This is a genomic window from Leifsonia sp. C5G2, assembly GCF_013359685.1.
Classification (GTDB): Bacteria; Actinomycetota; Actinomycetes; order Actinomycetales; family Microbacteriaceae; genus Leifsonia.
This window is the reverse complement of record NZ_JABFMV010000003.1, coordinates 268,731-292,802: the sequence shown is the minus strand read 5'-3', so window position 1 is coordinate 292,802 and position 24,072 is coordinate 268,731. Positions and strand designations below refer to the sequence as shown.

Annotated in this window: 21 protein-coding genes and 1 tRNA gene; 21 read left to right on the top strand and 1 reads right to left on the bottom strand. The window is 69.2% G+C overall.

The features are described from left to right. Positions 1 to 68 precede the first annotated feature (68 nt). The 8 genes from tyrS (at position 69) to xerD (ending at position 8,405) form a co-directional block, all read left to right on the top strand. Positions 69 to 1,388, top strand: coding sequence for a tyrosine--tRNA ligase (tyrS, locus tag HNO83_RS06130; protein WP_175336620.1), 1,320 nt, complete (start codon positions 69 to 71; stop codon positions 1,386 to 1,388). Between the two features lie 22 nt (positions 1,389 to 1,410). Beyond that, positions 1,411 to 1,566 carry a hypothetical protein gene (locus tag HNO83_RS06125; RefSeq protein ID WP_175336619.1) on the top strand — a complete coding sequence of 52 codons (156 nt, stop codon included), beginning with the start codon at positions 1,411 to 1,413 and terminating at the stop codon, positions 1,564 to 1,566. Beyond that, on the top strand, positions 1,553 to 2,353 hold the full coding sequence (locus HNO83_RS06120) for a TlyA family RNA methyltransferase (RefSeq protein ID WP_175336618.1): 801 nt from the start codon (positions 1,553 to 1,555) through the stop codon (positions 2,351 to 2,353). Before HNO83_RS06125 ends, HNO83_RS06120 begins: the two co-directional genes overlap by 14 nt. A 97-nt stretch (positions 2,354 to 2,450) precedes the next feature. Next, positions 2,451 to 3,368: an NAD kinase gene (locus HNO83_RS06115; RefSeq protein ID WP_349627098.1), complete on the top strand. Its 918-nt coding sequence runs from the start codon at positions 2,451 to 2,453 to the stop codon at positions 3,366 to 3,368. Further along, positions 3,361 to 5,103 carry a DNA repair protein RecN gene (gene recN / locus HNO83_RS06110; protein WP_175336616.1) on the top strand — a complete coding sequence of 581 codons (1,743 nt, stop codon included), beginning with the start codon at positions 3,361 to 3,363 and terminating at the stop codon, positions 5,101 to 5,103. The genes HNO83_RS06115 and recN overlap by 8 nt, the downstream gene beginning before the upstream one ends. A gap of 34 nt (positions 5,104 to 5,137) precedes the next feature. Next, positions 5,138 to 6,877 (top strand): CTP synthase, encoded by a 1,740-nt coding sequence (gene pyrG / locus HNO83_RS06105; RefSeq protein ID WP_349627093.1) that lies wholly within the window; start codon positions 5,138 to 5,140, stop codon positions 6,875 to 6,877. Continuing rightward, complete coding sequence (locus HNO83_RS06100) at positions 6,877 to 7,503, top strand: NUDIX domain-containing protein (RefSeq protein ID WP_175336615.1); 627 nt, start codon at positions 6,877 to 6,879, stop codon at positions 7,501 to 7,503. The genes pyrG and HNO83_RS06100 overlap by 1 nt, the downstream gene beginning before the upstream one ends. Beyond that, positions 7,500 to 8,405 (top strand): site-specific tyrosine recombinase XerD, encoded by a 906-nt coding sequence (gene xerD / locus HNO83_RS06095; RefSeq protein WP_175336614.1) that lies wholly within the window; start codon positions 7,500 to 7,502, stop codon positions 8,403 to 8,405. The genes HNO83_RS06100 and xerD overlap by 4 nt, the downstream gene beginning before the upstream one ends. A 73-nt stretch (positions 8,406 to 8,478) precedes the next feature. Here xerD and HNO83_RS06090 read toward each other — a convergent pair whose 3' ends face one another. Further along, complete coding sequence (locus HNO83_RS06090) at positions 8,479 to 8,997, bottom strand: GNAT family N-acetyltransferase (protein ID WP_249776548.1); 519 nt, start codon at positions 8,995 to 8,997, stop codon at positions 8,479 to 8,481. Positions 8,998 to 9,152: 155 nt separating this feature from the next. Here HNO83_RS06090 and HNO83_RS06085 point away from each other — a divergent pair, with 155 nt between their 5' ends. The 13 genes from HNO83_RS06085 to HNO83_RS06025 all read left to right on the top strand — a co-directional run bounded on the left by HNO83_RS06085 (position 9,153) and on the right by HNO83_RS06025 (position 24,027). Further along, positions 9,153 to 10,013 carry a ParA family protein gene (locus tag HNO83_RS06085; RefSeq protein WP_249776547.1) on the top strand — a complete coding sequence of 287 codons (861 nt, stop codon included), beginning with the start codon at positions 9,153 to 9,155 and terminating at the stop codon, positions 10,011 to 10,013. Beyond that, positions 9,997 to 10,839 (top strand): segregation and condensation protein A, encoded by an 843-nt coding sequence (locus tag HNO83_RS06080; RefSeq protein WP_175336612.1) that lies wholly within the window; start codon positions 9,997 to 9,999, stop codon positions 10,837 to 10,839. Before HNO83_RS06085 ends, HNO83_RS06080 begins: the two co-directional genes overlap by 17 nt. Then, positions 10,829 to 11,479, top strand: coding sequence for an SMC-Scp complex subunit ScpB (scpB, locus tag HNO83_RS06075; protein WP_175336611.1), 651 nt, complete (start codon positions 10,829 to 10,831; stop codon positions 11,477 to 11,479). Before HNO83_RS06080 ends, scpB begins: the two co-directional genes overlap by 11 nt. Continuing rightward, entirely contained in the window at positions 11,469 to 12,233 is a 765-nt protein-coding gene (locus HNO83_RS06070) for a pseudouridine synthase (RefSeq protein ID WP_175336610.1), read from the top strand. Before scpB ends, HNO83_RS06070 begins: the two co-directional genes overlap by 11 nt. Before the next feature lie 120 nt (positions 12,234 to 12,353). Beyond that, positions 12,354 to 13,442: a prephenate dehydrogenase gene (locus tag HNO83_RS06065; RefSeq protein WP_175336609.1), complete on the top strand. Its 1,089-nt coding sequence runs from the start codon at positions 12,354 to 12,356 to the stop codon at positions 13,440 to 13,442. Continuing rightward, positions 13,439 to 14,110, top strand: coding sequence for a (d)CMP kinase (gene cmk / locus HNO83_RS06060; protein WP_175336608.1), 672 nt, complete (start codon positions 13,439 to 13,441; stop codon positions 14,108 to 14,110). Before HNO83_RS06065 ends, cmk begins: the two co-directional genes overlap by 4 nt. Beyond that, on the top strand, positions 14,103 to 15,608 hold the full coding sequence (gene der, locus HNO83_RS06055; protein WP_175336607.1) for a ribosome biogenesis GTPase Der: 1,506 nt from the start codon (positions 14,103 to 14,105) through the stop codon (positions 15,606 to 15,608). The genes cmk and der overlap by 8 nt, the downstream gene beginning before the upstream one ends. Before the next feature lie 285 nt (positions 15,609 to 15,893). Beyond that, a complete protein-coding gene (locus HNO83_RS06050; protein ID WP_249776520.1) occupies positions 15,894 to 18,242 on the top strand; it encodes a glycosyltransferase family 2 protein in 2,349 nt (782 codons plus the stop codon). Next, positions 18,242 to 19,849 carry a chitinase gene (locus HNO83_RS06045; protein WP_175336606.1) on the top strand — a complete coding sequence of 536 codons (1,608 nt, stop codon included), beginning with the start codon at positions 18,242 to 18,244 and terminating at the stop codon, positions 19,847 to 19,849. Before HNO83_RS06050 ends, HNO83_RS06045 begins: the two co-directional genes overlap by 1 nt. Before the next feature lie 256 nt (positions 19,850 to 20,105). Next, a tRNA-Pro gene (locus HNO83_RS06040) sits at positions 20,106 to 20,179 on the top strand. Between the two features lie 744 nt (positions 20,180 to 20,923). Next, positions 20,924 to 22,093 (top strand): DNA adenine methylase, encoded by a 1,170-nt coding sequence (locus HNO83_RS06035; RefSeq protein ID WP_249776519.1) that lies wholly within the window; start codon positions 20,924 to 20,926, stop codon positions 22,091 to 22,093. Continuing rightward, positions 22,077 to 23,084, top strand: a complete 1,008-nt coding sequence (locus tag HNO83_RS06030; RefSeq protein ID WP_175336604.1) for a ParB/RepB/Spo0J family partition protein — start codon at positions 22,077 to 22,079, stop codon at positions 23,082 to 23,084. The genes HNO83_RS06035 and HNO83_RS06030 overlap by 17 nt, the downstream gene beginning before the upstream one ends. A 16-nt stretch (positions 23,085 to 23,100) precedes the next feature. Next, positions 23,101 to 24,027, top strand: coding sequence for a restriction endonuclease (locus HNO83_RS06025; protein WP_349627092.1), 927 nt, complete (start codon positions 23,101 to 23,103; stop codon positions 24,025 to 24,027). Positions 24,028 to 24,072 lie beyond the last annotated feature (45 nt).

Sequence of the window (24,072 nt, the reverse complement as noted above, 5' to 3'; positions counted from 1 at the left end):
TAGGCGATCAGGGCTGTGGACCTGATCGCCGCCAGAAGGCCGACCGCTCCCGCTGGTAGCCTGATCGGGTGTCCGAAACCGCACCCACCCGCGAGCGCACGCTGAGCGAACAGACCAATGACGCGTCCTTCGACGACATCTGGGACGAGCTGACGTGGCGGGGACTCGTCCACGTCTCCACCGATGAGTCCGCGCTGAAGGAGCTGCTGTCGGGCGGCCCGATCACGTACTACTGCGGCTTCGACCCGACGGCGTCCAGCCTCCACCTCGGCAATCTGGTGCAGCTGCTCACGATGCGGCGCCTCCAGCTCGCCGGGCACCGCCCGCTCGGCCTCGTCGGCGGCTCCACCGGCCTCATCGGCGACCCGCGCCCCACTGCGGAGCGCACGCTGAACACCAAGGAGACGGTCGCCGAGTGGGTGCGCTCGCTGCAGGCGCAGGTCACCCGCTTCCTCTCCGACGAGGGCGACAACGCCGTGCGCCTGGTGAACAACCTCGACTGGACGGCGCCGCTGTCGGCGATCGACTTCCTGCGCGAGATCGGCAAGCACTTCCGCGTCGGCACCATGCTGAAGAAGGACGCCGTCGCCGCGCGCCTCAACTCCGACGAGGGCATCTCGTACACGGAGTTCAGCTACCAGATCCTGCAGGGCATGGACTTCCTGGAGCTGTACCGCCAATACGGCTGCGTGCTGCAGACCGGCGGCAGCGACCAGTGGGGCAACCTGACCAGCGGCACCGAGCTCATCCGCAAGGTGGAGGGCGTCCACGTGCACGCCATCGGGACGCCGCTGATCACGAACAGCGACGGCACCAAGTTCGGCAAGAGCGAGGGGAACGCCATCTGGCTCGACCCCACCATGACCACGCCGTACGCCATGTACCAGTTCTGGCTCAACGCCGACGACGCCGACGTCATCGACCGGCTCAAGGTGTTCACGTTCCTGTCGCGCGCCGAGATCGAGGAGTACGCGCAGAAGGTCGCCGACGAGCCGTTCAAGCGGGAGGCGCAGCGCCGGCTGGCCTTCGAGGTCACGTCGCTCGTCCACGGCGTGGCGGCGACGGACGCGGCGATCGCGGCCTCCCAGGCGCTGTTCGGCCAGGGCGACCTGTCCGCCCTGGATGAGACGACGCTCGAGGCCGCCCTGCGAGAGCTCCCCAACACCACCACGACCGAGCCGTCGTCCACCGTGGCCCAGGCGCTGGTCGACACCGGTCTCACCTCCAGCCTCGGCGAGGCGCGCCGGGCGGTGGCCCAGGGCGGCGTCTACGTCAACAACGCGAAGGTGGAGGACGCGGAGCAGACGATCGGCTCCGACGTGCTCCCCGGCGACATGGTCGTGCTGCGGCGCGGCAAGAAGACGCTCGCGGGTGTCTTCGTCGCGTGACGCTCTGACGTACGGTTGACCCATGTCGGATGAGCAGCAGGCCGTCCCGGACGGCCTCGTCGACCGCCTGGACGTGATCGAGGAGCAGCCGCTGGCCGCGCGAGCGGAGGCGTACGCGCAGCTGCACGAGCAGCTCCGCCGCACGCTGGAAGGCGACGACGAGCATGGCCGGGGCTGACCGTCGCCTGGACGTCGCCCTCGCCGAGCGCGGCCTGGCCCGGTCGCGCTCGCACGCGGCGACGCTGATCGCCGAGGGGCTGGTGACGGTGGACGGCCGCCCGGAGACGCGCGCCTCCGCCAAAGTGGGCGAGGGGCAGGACGTCCAGGTCGCCGGGGCGGACCACTACGTCAGCCGCGGCGCCCACAAGCTGATCGGGGCGCTCGATGCGTTCGGTGTGGACCCGGCCGGCCGGGTGGCGCTCGACGCCGGTGCCTCCACCGGCGGGTTCAGCCAGGTGCTGCTGGAGCGCGGGGCCGCGCGCGTGATCGCCGTCGACGTCGGTCACGGCCAGCTGTCGCCCGCGCTGCACGGCGAGGAACGCCTGGAGTCGTACGAGGGCGTCAACGTGCGATCGCTCAGTCCCGACGTGCTCGCGGGCCTCACCGGCGACGACGTGCTGCCCGATCTCGTCGTGGCCGACCTCTCCTTCATCTCGCTGACCCAGGTGCTCCCGGCCCTCGTGGCGACGGCCGTGCGTGTCGCCGACCTCGTGCTGCTGATCAAGCCGCAGTTCGAGGTGGGCAGGCAGGGCATCCGGGAGGGCGTGGTCCGGGATGCCGGGCTGCGCGCCGACGCCATCTCCGACGTGCTGTGGGCCGCCCATGACGCAGGGCTCGGCACGGCCGGGCTGATCGCCTCCCCGATCGCCGGCGGACACGGAAACCACGAGTACCTGGGCTGGTTCCGGGCGGGCGCGCAGGACCCCTCCGGGCTGCGCGAGGAGGTCGTGCGCCTTTCGCGCTAGGTGAACGTTCTCCACAAACCCGGCCTGCGGCACCGTTTCCCAGCCGAAAACAGACAGAATGGGAGGACGGCTTTCGAGAGGAGACGACGTGGCACAGATCGGTGGAGCGACGCGGTACATCCTCGTCGTCGCGCACACCGGTCGTGAAGACTCGCTCGAGGCGGGTGTCCGGGTGTCCCGGCAACTGCTCGATGCGGGCGTCGTCCCCGTGCTCAGCGCCGACGAGCGTCGAGACCTCCTGGCCGCCGATCCGTCGCTCGACGCGGTCGCCGTGCTCGGCGACGACGTGCCCGCGAGCGAGCTGGAGCTGGTGATCGTGCTGGGCGGCGACGGCACCATCCTGCGCGCCGCCGAGCTGGTCCGCGGCTGCTCGGCCCCGCTGCTCGGCGTGAACCTCGGCCACGTCGGCTTCCTCGCGGAGAGCGAGCGCGACGACCTCGAGACCGCGGTCGCGCGCGGACTGGCCAAGGACTACGAGGTCGAGGAGCGCATGACGCTCTCCGCCCGCGTCAAGGTCGGCCGCGAGGTCGTCTACGAGAGCTGGGCGCTCAACGAGGCGACGGTCGAGAAGGCGAGCCGCGAGCGGATGCTCGAGGTCGTCATCGAGGTCGACGGCCGCCCGATGTCGAGCTTCGGCTGCGACGGCGTCGTCATGTCGACGCCGACCGGCTCCACCGCGTACTCGTTCTCCGCGGGCGGTCCGGTGGTCTGGCCGGGTGTCGCCGCGCTGCTGCTCGTGCCGCTGAGCGCGCACGCGCTGTTCTCCCGGCCGCTGGTGGTCGACGCCGACTCGTCTCTCGCGGTCGAGTTGCTCGACCGCGCGGGCGGCGCCGGCATCCTCTGGTGCGACGGCCGCCGTCCGTTCGACCTGCCGCGCGGCGCGCGTGTCGTCGTGCGCCGGTCGCCCATCCCGGTGCGGCTCGCGCGGCTGCACCCGGGGCCGTTCACCGACCGCCTCGTGCACAAGTTCAACCTTCCCGTGACGGGATGGAGGGGGCCGGCCGGGCGTGACTGAGGTGCGTGGAGGCATCGAGGAGATCTCGATCAGAGACCTTGGCGTCATCGCAGACGCTTCGCTGCCGTTGGGGCCCGGCTTCACGGCGATCACCGGCGAGACCGGCGCGGGCAAGACCATGGTCGTGTCCGCGCTCGGGCTGCTGCTGGGCGAGCGCGCCGACACCGGCGCCGTGCGCCTCGGCAGCACGCAGGCCTGGGTCGAGGGCCGCTGGCGCGTGCCCTCGGCGGGCGACGTCGTCGAGCGGGTGCGCGATGCCGGGGGAGACGTGGATGCGATCGATGCCGACGAGTCGGAGCTCGTGCTCAGCCGCTCGGTCTCGGCGGAGGGCCGCTCGCGCGTGGTCGTCGGCGGCCGGAGCGCTCCGGTCGCCGTGCTGACCGAGCTCGGCGAGCAGCTGGTCGTCGTGCACGGCCAGTCCGACCAGATCCGGCTCCGTTCCGCGATCGCGCAGCGGGCCGCGCTCGACCGCTTCGCCGGCCCCTCCTTCGCCGCGGCCCTCGACACGTACGAGCAGGTGTTCCACCGCTGGCGCGACAACCGCGCCGAGCTGGACGAGCTGGTGGCCGATCAGGACCGCCGCGCCCGCGAGGCCGAGGACCTGCGCATCGCGATGGCCGAGATCGAGGCTCTCGCGCCGCAGCCCGGCGAGGACGACGAGCTGGCGGAGCGCGCCGAACGCCTCACCAACCTCGAAGAGCTGCGGCTCGCCGCCGCCGCCGCCCGTGAGCTGCTCAGCGCCGAGGAGTCCGAGGGGGCCGACGCGCTCGGCCTGCTCGACAACGCCCGGCGCCAGCTGGAGCGCGTCGCGCCGCACGACTCCGCCCTGCAGCCGCTCGCCGACTCGGTCGCCGAGGCGAACTACCTGATCTCCGACATCGCGGCGCAGCTGTCCACCTACCTCGCCGCGCTCGACACCGACGGCGCCCAGGAGCTCGAGGTCGTGCAGGAGCGCCGCGCCGAGCTCGCGTCGCTCGTGCGCAAGTACGGTCCGACGCTCGACGACGTCATCCGCACCCTCGAGACCGGCAGCCTCCGGCTGCTGGAGCTCGACGGCGACGCCGACCGCATCGACGAGCTGAGCCGTGAGGTCGAGGAGGACGCCGCCCTCGTGCGCGAGCTCGCCGCCGGCCTCAGCGCCGAGCGCACGACGGCGGCCGCGCGACTGGCCGAGGCGGTCAGCGAGGAGCTCTCGGCCCTGGCGATGCCGGACGCGCGGATCGTCGTCGAGGTGACCCAGCGCGACCCCGACGACCTGACCACGTACAGCGCGACCGGGCGCGACCAGGTCGCGATCCTGCTGCAGCCGCATCCCGGCGCCGAACCGCGCCCGCTCGGCAAGGGGGCGTCCGGCGGCGAGCTGTCGCGCGTCATGCTCGCGATCGAGGTCGTCATCGCCGGAAGCGACCCCGTTCCGACGTTCATCTTCGACGAGGTCGACGCGGGGGTCGGCGGTGCCTCCGCGACCGAGATCGGCCGCAGGCTCGCCCGCCTGGCCGAGTCGGCGCAGGTGATCGTGGTGACCCACCTGGCCCAGGTCGCCGCTTTCGCGAACAACCACCTCACGGTCGTCAAGGGCAGCGACGGCGCGGTGACCGCCTCCAGCGTCCGCCGCCTCGACGGCGACGAGCGCATCGCCGAGATGGCGCGCCTGCTCTCCGGCCTGCCCGACTCCGACAGCGGGCTCGCCCACGCCCGCGAGCTCGTCGAGCTGGCTGCCGCGGCACGGCGCTGAGGGTGCCCCGGTTCAGGTGATAAGCTACAAGCCCGTGGTGGATAATTCAGACGCGGGCTCAAACAACGGCATTACCAAGCACATCTTCGTGACAGGTGGTGTCGTTTCTTCGTTGGGGAAGGGTCTCACGGCCGCCTCTCTCGGCAACCTTCTGACGGCTCGCGGTCTCCGCGTCGTCATGCAGAAGCTCGACCCGTACCTCAACGTGGACCCGGGCACCATGAACCCGTTCCAGCACGGCGAGGTCTTCGTGACCGACGACGGCGCGGAGACCGATCTCGACATCGGGCACTACGAGCGCTTCCTCGACATCAACCTCGGCCAGTCCGCGAACGTCACCACCGGGCAGATCTACTCGAACGTGATCGCCAAGGAGCGCCGCGGCGAGTACCTCGGCGACACGGTGCAGGTCATCCCGCACATCACCGACGAGATCAAGCGCCGGATGCGGCTGCAGGCGCAGCCCGGCCCCGACGGCGAGCCTGCGCCCGACGTCATCATCACCGAGATCGGCGGGACGGTCGGCGACATCGAGTCGCAGCCGTTCATCGAGTCGGCCCGTCAGGTGCGCCACGAGCTCGGTCGCAAGAACTGCTTCTTCGTGCACGTCTCGCTCGTGCCGTTCATGAACGCCTCCGGCGAGCAGAAGACCAAGCCGACGCAGCACTCCGTCGCGGCCCTCCGCTCCATCGGCATCCAGCCGGACGCGCTCGTGCTGCGCAGCGACCGGCCGGTGTCCGAGAGCAACAAGCGCAAGATCGCGCTCATGTGCGACGTCGACGAGCAGGCCGTGGTGAACGCGGTCGACGTTCCGTCGATCTACGACATCCCGACCATGCTGCACGAGCAGGGTCTCGACGCGTACATCATCGACCAGCTGGGCCTCGACAAGGCCGGCGACGTCGACTGGGACGGCTGGGCGCGGCTGCTGGAGGCGGTGCACGACCCGAAGCACGAGGTCACCATCGGATTGGTCGGCAAGTACATCGACCTGCCCGACGCGTACCTGTCCGTCACCGAGGCGCTGCGCGCGGGCGGCTTCGCCCACCGCACCAAGGTGAAGCTGAAGTGGATCGCCTCCGACGACGCCCAGACCCCGGAGGGCGCCGCGGCGCAGCTGAGCGACGTGGACGCGATCTGCGTGCCCGGCGGGTTCGGCGTGCGCGGCATCGAGGGCAAGGTCGGAGCGCTGCGCTTCGCCCGTGAGAACGGCATCCCGGCGCTCGGCCTGTGCCTGGGCCTGCAGTGCATGGTCATCGAGTACGCGCGCCACGAGGCGAGCCTCGCCGGTGCGTCGTCGTCCGAGTTCGACCCGGAGACCGAGTTCCCCGTGATCGCCACCATGGCCGAACAGGTGGACATCATCGCCGGCGGCGACCTGGGCGGCACCATGCGCCTGGGCCTGTACCCGGCGAACCTCGCCGAGGGCTCGATCGTCGAGGAGCTGTACGGCGCCCCGGAGGCGTCGGAGCGTCACCGTCACCGCTACGAGGTGAACAACAACTACCGCGAGCAGATCGCCGACGCCGGCCTGTGGTTCTCCGGCACCTCGCCCGACGGGCACCTGGTCGAGTACGTGGAGCTGCCGCGTGACGTGCACCCGTTCTACGTCGGGACGCAGGCGCACCCGGAGCTGCGCTCGCGCCCGAACCGCGCGCACCCGCTGTTCGCCGGCCTCGTGGGGGCGGCGCTCGAGCGCCAGAAGGCCAGCCTGCTCTTCGAGGTCACCGAGGCCGACACCGAGGCCGAGGCCGAGCTGGCGGCCGGGGCCTGATGGCCGCGGAGCTGAACGACGAGCCGTTCCACCCGGAGATCGTCTCCACCGAGACGGCCTTCGAGGGGAAGATCTGGAACGTCCGCCGCGACGTCTTCCGCTACAACGGCGAGGAGATCACCCGCGAGTACGTCGACCACACCGGGGCCGTCGCCGTCCTGGCGATGGACGACGACGGCCGCGTGCTGCTCATCCGGCAGTACCGCCACCCCGTCCGGCACCGCGACTGGGAGATCCCGGCCGGGCTGCTCGACCAGGACGGCGAGGACCCGCTGGCCGCGGCGAAGCGCGAGCTGGCCGAGGAGACCGACCTCGAGGCCGACGAGTGGAACGTGCTCAGCGACGTGTTCACCAGCCCCGGCGGCAACGACGAGTCGATCCGCCTCTACCTCGCGCGCGGCGTGCGCCCCACCGGCTCCGCGTTCGACCGGGAGGCGGAGGAGGCCGACATCGAGCTGCGCTGGACGCCGCTCGACGAGGCGGTGGAGGCGGTGCTGCAGCGCCGCGTCCACAACGCCCCGCTGATCATCGCCCTGCTCACCGCACGCACCGCGCGGGAGCAGGGATGGAGCACGCTCGGCGCGGCGGACGAGCCGTGGCCGAGCCATCCCAAGCTGAGCAGATGACCGTCGCGGCCGACGTCGACGCCTTCCTGCGGCACGTCGCCATCGAGCGCGGCCTCTCGGCGAACACGGTGGCCGCCTACCGGCGCGACCTCGCCGTCTACGGCGACTGGCTGGAGCAGCAGGGCGTCGCGGACGTCGCCGCGGTCACGCCCGCGACCCTCTCCGCGTTCGCCGTGCACCTGGGGACGCGGGAGGAGTCGCCGCTGACCGCGTCATCCCTCGCCCGGATGCTGTCGACGGTGCGCGGGTTCCACCGCTTCCTGCTGGAGGAGGGCCGCGTGGAGGTGGACGCCGCACGCGACCTGCGGCCGCCGAAGCTCCCGAGCCGGCTGCCGAAGGCGATCACGGTCGAGCAGGTGTCCGCGCTGCTCGCCGCCACGGACGGCGACGAGGTCGCGGACCTGCGCGACAAGGCCCTGCTGGAGCTGATGTACGCGACCGGAGCGCGCGTCAGCGAAGCGGTCGGGCTCAACGTGGACGACGTGATCGACACCGACGTCGTGCGGCTCACCGGAAAGGGCAGCAAGCAGCGCATCGTCCCGCTCGGCTCGTACGCCCAGGCGGCCGTCTCGGCGTACCTGGTGCGGGCACGTCCCGTGCTGTCGGCGCGCGGCCGGGCGACCCCCGCGCTGTTTCTCGGGATGCGCGGCGCGCGGCTGTCGCGGCAGAACGTCTGGCTGATCATCCGCGCCGCCGCCGAGCGCGCGAAGCTCGACATGGACGTCTCGCCGCACACCCTCCGCCACTCGTTCGCGACGCACCTGCTGGCCGGGGGAGCGGACGTCCGCGTCGTGCAGGAGCTGCTCGGCCACTCCTCCGTCGCCACCACGCAGATCTACACGCTGGTCACCGCCGACACCCTCCGCGACGTCTACGTCTCCGCGCACCCCCGGGCCCGCTGACCCCCGGTCGCGATTCGTGACGAATCGACGCGATTCGTGACGAACGCGCGCCGTTCGTGACGAACGCGCGGGGTCAGGGGAGGGTGCGGTGCCGGCGGCGCGGGGCGCGGCGGCGCAGCCAGACGAAGACGTAGCCGCCGTCGAAGCCGGCCCGGCGCGTCGGGGCGAAGCCGAGCTTGCGGAGCACGCCGAACGACGGCGCGTTCCAGGTCGCCACCGTCGCCCAGACCACGGGGAACCCGGCGTCGAACGCGGCGTCCGCCACGGCCGCCGCGGCCTCGGTCGCGTACCCGCTGCCGACGTGCCCGCGCAGCAGCTCGTAGGCGAGCTCCGGCTGCGCAGCGGTCGCCCGGCCGACGACGAGCCCGCAATAGCCGACCGGCTCACCCGTCTCGGCGAGCTCGACCGTGTACAGCCCGAAGCCGCGCTCGTCGAACGCGGCGCGCTGCGCATCCAGCCGCTCGCGCTCCTCCTCGAGGCCTCCGGCCGCGCGGCCCAGCGGGCGCTCGGCCAGCAGCGCGAGGTTCCACCCGGCGTCGCGCCCGTCGCGCGGGCGCAGGCGCAGGCGCGGGGTCTCCAGAGCGGACGGCATCGGCTGCACCCGACCACCGTACCGAACCGCCGGGCGCACGCCCCGCAAGCGGGGCACGGCGCGCATAGACTGTTCCCTTGACAGAACCGGTGATGAGAGGGACGAGGAACACCCAGGTGACGCGCAACGACGAGGTCGAGACCCAGCTTCCGGGCATGGATGACGCATCCATCGCCGTGAAGCCCGGGCCCACCGGTCGTCCCCTGCGCGCGTTCCCCGCACCTGCTCCGCTCGCGCAGCACGGTCCGGCGAAGATCATCGCGCTCTGCAACCAGAAGGGCGGCGTCGGCAAGACGACCACCTCCATCAACCTGGGTGCCACGCTCGCCGACTACGGCCGCCGCGTGCTCGCCATCGACTTCGACCCGCAGGGCGCGCTCTCGGCCGGTCTCGGGGCGCAGACGCACGACGCCACGACGATCTACGACCTGCTGTTGAACCGCAACGCGGATGTGCACGGGGCCATCCAGACCACGTCGGTCCCCGGCCTCGACATCATCCCGGCGAACATCGACCTGTCGGCGGCCGAAGTGCACCTGGTCAACGAGGTGGCGCGCGAGCAGATCCTCGCCGGCGTGCTGCGCAAGGTGTCGAACGACTACGACGTCATCCTGATCGACTGCCAGCCCTCGCTCGGCATCCTGACCGTCAACGCCCTGACCGCCAGCCACGGCGTCCTCATCCCGCTGGAGTGCGAGTACTTCGCGCTGCGCGGCGTCGCCCTGCTGATCGAGACGATCGACAAGGTGCGCGAGCGGCTCAACCCGGCGATCGAGCTCGACGGCATCCTCGCCACCATGTACGACTCGCGCACGCTGCACTCGCGCGAGGTGCTGGAGCGCGTCGTCGACGCCTTCGGCGACCGGGTGCTCGAGACGGTGATCTCGCGTACGGTGAAGTTCCCGGACGCGTCGGTCGCCGCCACCCCGATCACGCAGTTCGCGCCGGAGCACCAGGCGGCGGAGGCGTACCGGCAGCTGGCGCGGGAACTGGTGTTCCGTGGCGCCGTCGCCTGACACGGCCGAACCGGACGCCGCCGCGGCGGCCGAAGCCGCAGAGCCTGCGGGGTTCCGCGTCTCGCTCGGCGACTTCGAGGGCCCGTTCGACCTGCTGCTCTCGCTCATCACCAAGCACGAGCTCGACATCACCGAGATCTCGCTGAGCAAGGTCACGGACGAGTTCATCGCCTACCTGCGGCAGCTCGACACCGACGAGAGCCTCGACGAGGCGAGCGAGTTCCTGCTCGTCGCGGCGACCCTGCTCGACCTCAAGGTGGCGGGGCTGCTCCCGCAGGGCGAGCTGGTGGATGCCGAGGACGTCGCCCTGCTCGAGGCGCGCGACCTGCTGTTCGCCCGGCTGCTGCAGTACCGCGCCTTCAAGGAGGCGTCCGCCTGGTTCGCCCAGCGGCTGGAAACCGAGCGCGCCCGCCACGCGCGCACGGTGCGGCTGGAGGACAAGTTCCGTCAGAGCACGCCAGAGCTGGTCTGGACGCTGAGCCTCGACGACTTCGCCGCGCTCGCGACCCTGGCCATGACGCCCCGCGAGATTCCCGTGGTCGGGCTCGACCATCTGCACGCTCCGCTGATCAGCATCCGGGAGCAGGCGGCGATCGTGGTCGGGATGCTGCGGCACGGCGAGCCGATGAGCTTCCGGCAGCTGGTCGCCGGCGCGGAGCAGAAGGGCGTGGTCGTCGCCCGGTTCCTCGCGGTGCTCGAGCTGTACCGCCGGGCGGCGCTCGCGTTCGAGCAGCTGGAGCCGCTGGGGGAGCTGACGCTGCGCTGGACGGCGGAGCACTGGTCCGAGGAGAACCTGTCGAATCTGGGAGCCGACTATGACGGTTGAGAACGTGGCCGCGGACGCGGTCGAGGAGGTCGTGGTCAGCGGCGACGATGTGACGGACACCACCGAGGTGCCGGCGCCGGTCGAGGACGCGCGGATCGAGCGCGCGCTGGAGGCCATCCTGATGGTCGCCGACGAGCCGATGAGCGTCGTCACGCTGGCGACCGCCGTCGGCGCGCCGGTGAGGCGCGTGCGCACCGCGATCGCGGCCCTGGTCGCCGACTTCGACGGCGAGGACGGCGGCGTCCGCCGCGGATTCGAGCTGCGCGAGGTCGGCGGCGGCTGGCGGATCTACGTGCGCGAGGAGTTCGACGGGGTCGTCTCCGGGTACGTGCTGCAGCAGAACCCGACCAAGCTGTCGCAGGCGGCGCTGGAGACGCTCGCGGTGATCGCGTACAAGCAGCCGATCAGCCGTGGGGCCGTCGCGTCCATCCGTGCCGTCAACGTGGACTCGGTGGTGCGGACGCTGCTCGGCCGCGGCCTCATCACGGAGCTGTTCACCGACAGCGAGACGGGCGCGATCAACTACGGCACCACCGACCTGCTGCTCACCCAGCTCGGCATCAACTCGATCGACGAGCTGCCCAAGATCTCGCCGCTCCTCAGCGACGGCGCCGACGGATTCGACGGCGATGTCCGCTGAGACCGGCGCGCAGGGTTCGCAGGGCGAGCGCCTGCAGAAGGTGATGGCGGCCGCCGGCGTGGCCTCGCGGCGGGTGTCGGAGGACCTCATCGTCGCCGGCCGGGTCACCGTCAACGGGAAGGTCGTGACCGAGCTCGGCAGCCGCATCGACCCCGCGACGGACAAGGTCGCGGTCGACGGAACGGCGGTGCAGCTGGACACCTCCCGCCGCTACGTGATGCTCAACAAGCCGGTCGGCGTGGTGAGCTCGATGCGCGACGAGCAGGGGCGCCCCGACCTGTCGCGGTTCACGGCCGGCTATCCCGAACGGCTGTTCAACGTGGGCCGGCTGGATGCGGAGACCTCCGGGCTGCTCATCCTCACCAACGACGGGGAGCTGGCGCACGTGCTGGCGCATCCCTCGTTCGGTGTGACCAAGACGTACATCGCGCGCGTGCGCGGGCTCGTGACGCCGCAGACGCTCTCGCGGCTGACGAAGGGCGTCGAGCTGGAGGACGGCCCGATCGCCGCCGACAAGGCCAAGCTGCTGCAGTCGCACCAGCGCGAGGGGGAGTCGCTGGTCGAGATCACGCTGCATTCCGGTCGCAACCGGATCGTGCGGCGGATGCTCGCCGAGGTCGGTCACCCGGTCGTCGAGCTCGTGCGCCGCCAGTTCGGACCGCTGCACCTCGGCACCCTCAAGGTCGGCCAGCTGCGCGACCTCACGAAGGCCGAGCTCGGCCAGCTGCTCACCATCTCCCGCGAGTCCCGCTGACGCGTCGGCTCCCCGCCGCGATTCGTGCCGAATGTGCGGTATCCGTGACGAATAGCGCACATTCGGCACGAATGAAGCCCGCGGTGAACGGGGGTCGGCGGCGCTGGATAGGGTGGACGGGTGACTGAGATCGCTGCCCGCTTGACCGGGCCTGTCCGTGTCGTCGGCGCGGGGCTGCTCGGCGCGTCCGTCGGACTCGGGCTGCGCGCCCGCGGTGTCGACGTGGTGCTCGCCGACGCCTCGCCTGCCCACCTCCGGCTGGCCGCGGACTATGGCGCCGGGCGTCTCGACGACGGGGGAGCGGAGCCGGCGCTGATCGTCGTGGCCGTGCCGCCGGATCTGACCGGCCGCGTCATCGCCGACGAGCTGGCGGCGCATCCCGGGTCCGTGGTCACCGACGTGGCCAGCGTCAAGGTCGCGCCGCTCGCCGAGCTCGAGCAGGCCGGGGTCGACCTGTCCCGCTACGTCGGCGGGCACCCGCTCGCCGGGCGCGAGCGCGGCGGGCCGTCCGCGGCGCGCGCCGACCTGTTCGTCGGCCGCCCTTGGGTGGTGGCCGCCCGTCCGGAGAACCCGCGCTCGGCGGTGAGCCTGGTCGAGGCGCTCATCCTCGACCTCGGCGCGACGCCCGTCGAGATGGAGGCTGCGCAGCACGACGCCGCCGTCGCGCTCGTCTCGCACGCCCCCCAGATCGTCTCCTCCCTCATGGCCAAGCGGCTGACCGACTCACCCGACGCGGCGCTCGCGCTGGCCGGCCAGGGCGTGCGCGACGTCACGCGCATCGCGGCGAGCGAGCCGGAGCTGTGGGTGCAGATCCTCGGGGCGAACGCTCCGGCGATCGTCGAGATCCTGCGCGCCTACCGCGACGACCTCGACCGCGTGCTCGTCGCGCTCGGCGACGTGGATGCCGCCGGCGCGCGTCGCACCATCGCCGAGGAGATCGCGGGCGGCAACGCCGGTGTCTCCCGGCTGCCGGGCAAGCACGGCCAGGACCGGAGATATTCGAGGTTCGTGGTGATGGTGGAGGACCGCCCGGGCGAGCTGGCACGCCTGCTGCACGAGCTCGGCGAGCTCGGCGTGAACATGGAGGACCTGCGCCTGGAGCACTCGCCCGGCGCGCCGTTCGGCCTCGCCGACATCGCGGTGCTGCCCGAGGTGGTGCACCGCACCGTGGACGACCTGACCGAACGTGGATGGAGGATCACCGGATGACCGAGACCATCGTCGTCGCCGTCGACGGTCCCGCGGGGAGCGGCAAGTCGAGTGTGAGCAAGGCCGCGGCCCGGCGCCTCGGCTGGGCGTACCTCGACACCGGGGCCGCCTACCGGGCCCTCAGCTGGTACGTGGTCGCCCGGCAGCTCGACCCGGCCGACTCCGCCGCGGTCATCGACTCGCTGCCCGACTTCGACTACCGGATCGGCACCGACCCCGACACGTACCACGTGTTCGTCGGCGACCGGGATGTGACGGAGGCGATCCGCACGCCCGAGGTGACCGCCGTCGTGAGCGCGATCGCGCGCGTGCCGGAGGTGCGGGCGTTCCTCACCGGGCTGTTCCGCGACATCATCCGCACCACCGACCGCGACGGCATCGTGGTCGAGGGGCGCGACATCACGACCGTGGTCTGCCCGGATGCGCCGGTGCGCATCCTGCTCACCGCCGACGAAGCCGTTAGAATGGCCAGGCGTTCCGCGGAGTTGACCGGCCATTCCGCCGCCCACGTCGGTGAGGCCCTCCGCAGACGCGACGCGGCAGACTCCCGCGTCGTCGACTTCATGAACGCCGCGGACGGTGTGACCACCGTCGACTCCACCGACCTCGACTTCGACCAGACCGTCGACGCGGTCATCCAGGTCGTACAGAAAGCAGCCCATGTCTGACATCGAGAACGAGCCCACCGGCGACGACGACCTCGTCGCGCGTCTTTCCGAGATCGACGAGGATCTCGCCGTCCAGCGCGCCAACGCCCTGCGCAGCGGCCTGGACGAGTACGAGCTCGACGAGACCGACCTCGACCTGCTCGAGATCGCCGGCGAGGACGTGGAGGGCATCACCTACCTGCCCGCCCTGCCCGTGCTGGCCATCGTCGGCCGCCCCAACGTCGGCAAGTCGGCCCTCGTCAACCGCATCCTCGGCCGCCGCGAGGCCGTCGTGGAGGACACCCCCGGCGTGACGCGCGACCGCGTCTCGTACCAGGCGGAGTGGAACGGCCGCCGCTTCACCCTCGTCGACACCGGCGGCTGGGAGCCCGACGCCCGCGGCATCGACGCCTCCGTGGCGGCGCAGGCGGAGGTCGCGATCGACCTCGCCGACGCCGTGCTCTTCGTCGTGGATGCGACCGTCGGCGCCACCTCGACCGACGAGCACGTGGTGCGCCTGCTCCGTAAGACGAAGAAGCCCGTCTTCCTCGCGGCCAACAAGGTGGACGACGCCCGCCAGGAGCCGTACGCGACCGAACTGTGGTCGCTCGGCCTGGGGGGGCCGCATCCCGTCTCCGCCCTGCACGGCCGCGGCGTCGCCGACCTGCTGGACGAGATCCTGAAGGTGCTGCCGGAGGAGTCGGCGGTCGCCAAGCGCGAGATCGGCGGTCCGCGTCGGGTCGCCATCATCGGCCGCCCGAACGTCGGCAAGTCGTCGCTCCTGAACAAGACCGCGGGAGAGGAGCGCGTGGTCGTCAACGAGCTCGCCGGCACCACCCGCGACCCGGTCGACGAGCAGGTCGAGCTGGGCGGCAAGGTCTGGCGGTTCGTCGACACGGCCGGCATCCGCCGCCGCGTGCACCTGCAGCAGGGCGCCGACTTCTACGCGTCGCTGCGCACCTCCACTGCGCTCGAGAAGGCGGAGGTCGCCGTGGTCGTGCTCGACGTGAGCGAGCCGATCAGCGAGCAGGATGTGCGCATCATCGACCTCGTGCTGGAGTCGGGCCGTGCGCTCGTGCTCGCCTTCAACAAGTGGGACCTGCTCGACGACGACCGCCGCCGTTACCTGGAGCGGGAGATCGAGCAGGACCTCGCGCACGTCTCGTGGGCTCCGCGCGTGAACATCTCGGCGCGCACCGGCCGCCACCTGGAGAAGCTGGTGCCCGCGCTGGAGCTGGCGCTGGAGTCGTGGGACACCCGCATCCCGACCGGCAAGTTCAACGCCTTCCTCGCCGAACTCACGGCGGCGCACCCGCACCCGGTCCGCGGCGGGAAGCAGCCGCGCATCCTGTTCGGCACGCAGGCGTCGAGCCGGCCGCCGACATTCGTGGTGTTCACCACCGGCTTCCTCGACCCGGGCTACCGCCGGTACATCATCCGCCGCCTCCGCGAGGTGTACGGCTTCGAGGGAACGCCCATCGTCCTGAACATGCGCGTCCGCGAGAAGCGCAAGCGCTGACCCTCCGTCGAGTACGCGAAGACTGTACGCGACACGCCGTGCGGGCGTCGAGTCTTCGCGGACTCGATGGTGGCGCATTTATGCGTATGCATGCAGCGGGTCTCGCGCAAGGGTGACACGCGGGCGCATTCTGCGAAGCCTGACAGGTGGCTGACCCCAAAGAGGGGGCGACCATAAAGGGGGTATTTGTACCCCGATATGTCCTCACTAGTGTGGACAACCGGGAGCTACCCGACCGTGCCCACCCGAGGGCCGGGCTCCCGTGATCAAGGACGCATACCCGACATGAGTTCTACAGCCCAATACACCCCTGCCCGAAAGCGCCAGCTCGGTTCCGAGAAGCGCACAGAACCGCTCCCGACGGTCCACCCGAAGCCGTCCGACCGCAAGATCACCTGGAGCCGCGTCGCCATCGTGCTGACCGTCCTGTTCTGGGCGATCTACGTGGTCACCACGATCATCCGCCAGTTCATCGACAGTGGCAGCCAGAACTTCCGCTTCACGATGGAGGCCATCGGCTACACAGTGGTCGTGACCTTCCTCACCTTCTCGGCCCTGATGTACCTGGTCGCCCGGCAGGGGGCGCTGCAGCGCTTCCAGAAGCACGTCCGCGTGCCGCGCGCCGAGCTCGACCGCCACTTCGCCGAGAACCAGCCCTCGATCACCGTGCTGGTGCCCTCCTACGCGGAGGAGCCGGAGGTCGTCAGGATGACGCTGCTCTCCGCCGCGCTGCAGGAGTTCCCGTCGAAGCGCGTGGTGCTGCTCCTCGACGACAACCCCAACCCGACCGACCCTGCCGTCCGCGAGCGCCTGGACGCCACCCGCGACCTCGCCCACGACATCCTCGCGATGCTCGCCGAACCGCGCTTCCGCTTCACCGACGCGCTTCTCCGCTACGAGCTGGGCGACACCGGCGTGTACGCGACCGATGAGTCCGCCCTCGAGCTGGCGGCGCACTACCGCTGGGCCGCCGAGTGGCTGTACGCGCAGGCCGACCAGCACGCGCTGGGCGACCACGTCGACGTGTTCTTCGCCGACCAGGTGCTGCGCGCCCTCGGCGACGACCTCGCCCTGACCGGGGAGGCCGTCTCCGCGGCGATCGCCGAGGGAGCATCCCTCAGCTCCAAGCGGGTCGCGCAGCTGTACCGCCGCCTCGCGTGGACGTTCGACGCCGACCTCGCCGTCTTCGAGCGCAAGAAGTGGGCTTCGCTGTCGCACGAGGCCAACAAGGCCATGAACCTGAACGCCTACATCGGCCTGATGGGCGGCACCTACCGCGTCGAGGAGACGCCGGACGGCCCCGTCCTGAACCCGGTCCCGGCCGGGCAGCGCCGCGCGGGCGACGTCGAGATCCCGGACAGCGACTTCCTGCTGACGCTGGATGCCGACTCGATCCTGCTCCGCGAGTACTGCCTCCGGCTCACCTACTTCCTGCAGCAGCCCGACAACGCCCGGGTCGCCGTCACCCAGACCCCGTATTCGTCGTTCCGCGGCGCGGGCACGCGCATCGAGCGGCTCGCCGGCGCGACCACCGACATCCAGCACATCCTGCACCAAGGCAAGTCGTACTACGGCGCCACGTTCTGGGTGGGGGCGAACGCGGTCATCCGCAAGCGCGCGCTCGACGACATCGTCGAGACCGAGTACGTCGGCGGGTTCGAGGTGCGGCGGTACATCCAGGACCGCACGGTCATCGAGGACACCGAGTCGAGCATCGACCTGGGCACCCATGGCTGGACGCTGTCCAACTACCCGGAGCGCCTCAGCTACTCCGCGACCCCGCCGGACTTCGGCTCCCTGATCGTGCAGCGGCGACGCTGGGCGAACGGCGGCCTGCTGATCCTGCCGAAGCTGTGGCGTCAGGTGAAGGAGCGCAAGCGCCGCGGCGAGAGCGTCTCCCGCATCGAGCTGCTGCTGCGCGTCAACTATATGGCTTCCATCAGCTGGGCCAGCTTCGGCCTGGTGTTCCTGCTGGCGTACCCGTACGACGGCCGGCTGCTCAGCCCCATGGTGCTGCTCGCCGCGCTGCCGTACTTCATCAGCCAGGCCGCCGACCTCCGTTACAGCGGCTACAAGGCGACCGACATCTTCCGGATCTACGGCTTCAACCTCATCCTGCTCCCGGTGAACCTGGCCGGTGTGCTGAAGTCGATCCAGCAGTCGCTGACCGGGAAGAAGATCCCGTTCGCCCGCACGCCGAAGGTGAAGAACCGCACCGCGTCGCCGCTGCTGTACGTGATCGCACCGCTCGCGATCGTCGCCTTCTCGCTGTTCACCCTGTGGCGCGACATCAACGCGCAGAACTGGGGCAACGCCGCGTTCGCCGCCTTCAATGCGACGCTGGCGATCTGGGCGATCGTCGCCTATATCGGCATCGGCAACACCATCGTCGACATCTGGCTCGGGATGACGAAGCCGCTGTACGTATCCACCTCCCGCAAGCGCACCGCCGACACCGTGGAGCCGGTCACCGAGTCGCTGGACTGGCGCTCGGTGCTCTACCACGGCCACGCCGGCGGCGAGGTGCCGCACCTCGCCGGCGTCGGCGCCGTGGTCGAGCCGGCCGCCGAGGCGCAGGCAGCGGAGCCGCAGTCCGGCGACGTGTCCGTCGCGGGCGAGAAGCAGGCCGCCTGATGGCCCGCGCGAAGAAGGCCGCGGCGCAGGACGCCGTGGAGCGCGCCCAGGCGCCCGAGTCGGACGGCGGCCGCCGCCTCTCCGTGTGGCGTGTGATCGGTGCGGCGCTGGTCGCTGCGGTCGTGGTCTCCGCCGGCGCCGTCGGCCTCCAGTGGTGGAGCGCGAAAGCCGCCGTGGATGTGCAGCCCTGGTTCGCCTCCTACGTGGATGTGACGGCGACGCCGCGGTTCGCGTTCGAGAATCTCGGCTCGACCCCCACCAAGGACGCCGTGCTGTCGTTCGTGGTCGCGTCCAAGCAGGACCCGTGCGAGCCGAGCTGGGGTGCCGCGTACACGCTGGATGAGGCGCGGGGCTCGCTCGACCTCGACCGCCGCATCGCCCGGCTGCAGCAGCAGGGCGGCACGGTCGCCGTGTCGTTCGGCGGTCAGCGGAACGACGAGCTCGCGGTCGGCTGCACCGACGCGTCCGCCCTGAAGAAGGCGTACGCCTCGGTGGTGGACCGCTACAAGGTCGGCACCATCGACCTCGACCTGGAGGGCAGCGGGCTCACGGATCACGGCGCGTCCGAGCGCCGCGCCGCCGCGATCGCCGCCCTGCAGCAGGAGCGCCGCACGACGGGCAAGGGCCTCGCCGTGTGGCTGACGCTCCCCGTCGCCCCCACCGGCATGACGTCGGACGCCACGGACGCGATCGCCGCCATGCTCAAGGCGAAGGTCGACATCGCGGGCGTCAACGTGATGACGATGGACTTCGGCGACGCCAAGAAGGCGAAGACCTCGATGGCGAAGACCGCCGAGTCCGCCGTCTCCGCCGCGCAACGCCAGCTCGGCGTGCTCTACGACCGCGCCGGCCTGCACCAGAGCGACCCGAGCCTGTGGGCGAAGCTGGGCGCCACCCCCATGATCGGCCAGAACGACGTCGAGGCCGAGGTGTTCACCCTTCAGGACGCCTCCGCCTTCAACAGCTGGGCCGTGTCCACCGGGCTCGGCCGGATGTCGATGTGGTCGGCCAACCGCGACAAGACCTGCGGCTCCAACTACGTCGACCTGTCCGTCGTCTCGGACGCGTGCAGCGGCGTGAACCAGGGCAAGAAGACGTTCGCCGCCACGCTTGCGAAGGGCTTCGCCGGCCACATCGCGCTGGGCGAGGGGGCCGTCACCACGGCCGAGCCGACCACCGCCGCGGCCAAGGACGACCCGAAGACCTCGCCGTACCCGATCTGGGCCGACAAGAACTCGTACCTGAAGGGCACGAAGGTCGTCTGGCACCACAACGTGTACCAGGCGAAGTGGTGGACCAAGGGCGATGTCCCGGACAACCCCGTGCTGAACGCGTGGGAGACGCCGTGGGACCTGGTGGGTCCGGTGCTGCCGGGTGAGACGCCCATTCCGCAGCCCACCCTGCCCGCCGGCACGTACCCGACCTGGAGCGGCACGACCCCGTACGACAAGGGCCAGCGCGTCCTGTTCGACGGCGTGCCCTTCGAGGCCAAGTGGTGGACGCAGGGCGACAGCCCCGAGGCCGCGTCCGCCAACCCCGACTCGTCGCCGTGGGCTCCGCTCACGCAGGACGAGATCGACCAGATCCTCGGCGGCTCCGGCCGCTGAACCAGAATCGGCGGCGGGACGCTGACTCCCCCCATCGCGTCCCGTCGCCGACTAGACCCGGACCCCCGCTGCGGGGTGGGACACGTCCGGGCGCCCGCGCGCGCCGTCTTCGGTGCGCAGCGGCGCAGTGCCGGTGGGATGGGCGTGCCTTCGGGTGGTGCGCTCGTCCCGCCGGCACGAAGTCGTCGGTGTCCGCCGCCCCTCCGCCGACACGGTAGGATGGTCGAGTTGCCTCGCCGCTCCGCGGTGCGGTGAACGGGCTGTGGCGCAGTTTGGTAGCGCACTTGACTGGGGGTCAAGGGGTCGCAGGTTCAAATCCTGTCAGCCCGACGTTCTGAAATGACAAGAGGCCAGGTGGCTCGCTCTGCGAGCAACCTGGCCTCTTGTCATTTCAGAACTCGCTGCGGACTACCGGGGTCCCCGCCCGCGAGGGGCCCCGGGCGATGATCCTCGCTCTGCGAGGCTCGGCGTCTGGGGTAGCGGGTGGGGCGCAGCCGTGCCCAAACGCCAAGGCGTGAGTAGGTTTCTCGTCTGGGCCTCCTAAAGAGATCCTGCGGGACGGCTCTGTGAGGACTCTCCTTTGGTAGTTGCCTGCACCAGGCAACTAGCGTCGCGCTATGACGGCTAATATGAGGCCGGCATACTTCACTGAGCGCAAGAACTTACCGTGCACTCCGCCACGCTCCCATGAACCCCTTGCTCGATGCGCTCCGCGCAGGGCGGTCGCCTCGGTTCGGTCCTCATGGCGGTGCCCTGTCTCTACGCCGATGGGGTTTGCGCCACGATCATGCAGCACGGGGGCCGAGGCTGGGTCACCTATTGGTCCGGTTGCTTACCCTGAAGGCGGCCAAGCTCGTTTGGGCCCGTCCGGCGAACCTAATCCAGCTCGCTCGTGCCCCGGTCAGGCGGGTGGAACCGACCGGGTTTGGCCAGGCACACCACGTAAGACTCAGTAGTGTCAAGGCAACCGGCGAGTCCGTACGTTGCTGTCTGTGGTGGGGGATACGGTTTGAGCGGAGGTTCCGTCGACAGGAGGCGTTTGTGGTTGTTCGGTACATGGGGACGAAGCGCCACATGGCGGACCATGTACGCGACGCTATAGCCGAGCTAAAGCCTGCCGGGCGTGTGGTCGACCTGTTTTCCGGCATGGGTAGTGTAGCTGAGAGCTTGCAGGAAACTGCATCGGTTGTTACCAACGATGCGATGAGTTTCACCGCCGCCTTGTCGCGCGCGCGTTTCACGGGTCCCGACCGCGAAACGACGTCGGCGGATGTAATCGAGCGGCTCAAGCCTGTATACGAAGCGCGGCTTCGGGAGCTGGAATTGCTGTACTCGACTGAGCTGAATAGCGAGGTCGCAGCGCTTGAGGGTTCACGGACGGACCTGCTTACTTACATGGGCAAGGCGCAACATGTCGGGAACTCTACTGCGCGGCGACGCACCGCGAGGGCTGCCGCCGAGTCGAGCGGGTCAGATCATTACGCCTTGGCAAGCCTGTACTTCTCCGCTGGATATCTCAGCCTCCGCCAAGCTGTTCAGTTGGACGCCGCGCGCGCAGCAATTGATGCCGATTCGCACCTAGAAGATCGTGACTGGATGTTGGCAGCCTGGATCGCCGCAGCGTCCGTTCTCGTAAATGCGCCGGGCCACACTGCTCAATTTCTTCGCCCGAACTCCGACTCGGCCCACGCACGAATTGTCCGCACATGGACTCGCTCAATTTGGGATGAGTTTTGTTTGGCGCTTGATACGGTTTCCCAGGTCGGTACAAAGTCATGGAGGCGAGGTAACTCCGTCTACGTTGGGGACGCCCTCGACCTTGTGAGCGGGGGAGAGCTTCGCGATATCGGCACCGTGTATGCAGATCCGCCATACACGAAGGATCAGTACAGCCGGTACTACCACCTCTACGAAACGCTATATCGCTATGACTATCCGGACTCTAGTGGCGCTGGTCGAAACCGGTCGGATCGATTCACAACGGGCTTCTCGCTGAAGTCTGCTGTTGTTGCCTCATTCCATGATCTTTGCCGCAATGTCTCGCGCATGCGCGTCCCTTTGGTCATTAGCTACCCGTCGAGCGGGCTACTCGGTGATGCAGGCGTCACGGTTGTCGAGATAGCCCTCCAGTACTTCGGGAACGTTCAGACTCGGTCATACACCGCGAATCACTCAACGATGGGCGCCTCTACGGGCGCATCCAAGAAGTCGGCAACGGAGAATCTCTATGTCTGTCTCGTCTGAAGCAGAAACGCAAACTAAGACGCCTCAGAATGTCACTGCGGAGCTACGCGAGTTGAACGTCTCCGATGTCATTCCCAACGCTCAAAACCCGCGCTTGGACTTTCCTCAAGACGAATTGGACAGGCTCACCGACTCCATCGACCTTGAGGGTGTGCTCGTTCCCATCGTCGTCTATCCCAAAGAGGGCAAGTACGTTCTAGTCGACGGGGAACGCCGCTTTCGGTGTGCCCGGGATCTCGGTCATAGCAAGATCCCCGCGCTTATCACTACCGAACGTAGCGAGCGCGAAGTGCTCCAGCAGATGTTCAACATCCACCTCATTCGGGAGCCATGGCGCGATATTCCGACGGCGAAAGCCCTCCAGAAGCTTGCCGACGAGATCAAAGAATCAAGCGGCCAAGAACCGAATGACAGCGAGCTGCGCGACCTCACGGGCTTGTCTATTGAACGAGTGCGGCAACTCCGATATGTCGTTACCCTGCCAGGGCAATGGCAGGACTACATCCGCGATGAGACGATCCCTCTCAACTTCTTCTGGGAGTTGAAGAAGAACGTTATCGATGCCATGCGCAACAATCGACCCGCGATCCTTGACGAGTACGGCGAGGACCGCGTAAGCGGCGCCTTCGTTCAAAAGCGCCTCGATCAGGTGATTACGGACACGGTCAGCCTGCGCAAGGTTTCGCCGATCATCAAGTTCGCGGCTCAAGATGCACAGTCGAACGGCACTGGCAGCTCCACTCTCGACACGTCGATCCGCGATCTAATCGAGAAGCCTGAGGCGACGATCGACGACGCCTACGAAGAGACCGTTCAGATGATGGTGGAGGTCGACAAGCTCGGACGTCGTACTTCGACGATGGTCGCGGTGTTCGCGCGGCTCCTGACGAAGACTGCCGGCACTTCGGACCACGACGAGGTGCGCCGTCTCGGACGCGAACTGGTTCAGCACGTCACGGCGCTTATAGACGCGGATGAGCAGAACAGCTGAGTTAGAGGGCGCGCTCGTGGAAGAGATCGTCGACGAACCGTCCCAAGGTAAACCCGTAGGTGTTGCGGACGTTGAGGCAGCAGAAGCCCGTATCTATGCGAGCATCAAGGGACAGGACTGGGTCGAAGGCACGGAGCTGGACCTCGGAAGTAAGCGTTGGAAGCCGAACGCTGTCTCGAACGACGGAACGCGTCTTCTTTATGTATTTCTGCAAGATGAACTTCCGCGATATGTGCGCGATCGCCTCGGTCTTGCAGCGGAGCGTGGCATCAGGCCAACACTGGCATTGACCCTTGCTGCCTTGTTCAGGCCGGGGCTTGTGGAACTGCTGGTGGGTGTCGACGCGGACGTGATCGTGCTCGACGACTATGTCACGACCAGGCAGCTCGACCCCAAGTCCGTCCTCGTTGCGCTTGCGGACGTTGAGGCGCCAGTCTCGCCGGATCTCCGCAGGCACATCGCGAAGGTAATTTGGTCGCGAATTGGCGAAGGAACGTCGCAGGAGAAAGGTCGACGGCTGGAGGCACTGCTCGCATTTACATTCGCTCAGATCCGTGATCTGAAGGTGGTCGAGCGCAACTACCGGAACGAGACAGAGGAGATCGATCTGGTTCTCCAGATTGACAACTTCAGTTCCAGAGTCTGGCAGAAGTCCGGAGTCCCATTCATCCTCGTCGAAGCAAAGAATCGGTCCGACAAGGCATCGCAGCCGATGGTGTCCACGCTAATTACGAAACTTCAGACCAAACGCGGTACAGCGCGCATAGCCGTGTTGGTGTCGCTCGGAGGCTTCACCGATGACGCCCGGATGCAGGAGCTGCGGTTCTCGACGCAGGAAATCTGCGTTGTGATGATTGATCGCGCTCAACTAGAGAACATGCTTGCAGCAGACGACGTCGACGCGGAGTTCGAGATCATTGTTCGACAAGCCATGCTTCGCTAGGCGGACCGCAAGCGGATCAGAATTACGCAATGCTTGAAGCGCGAT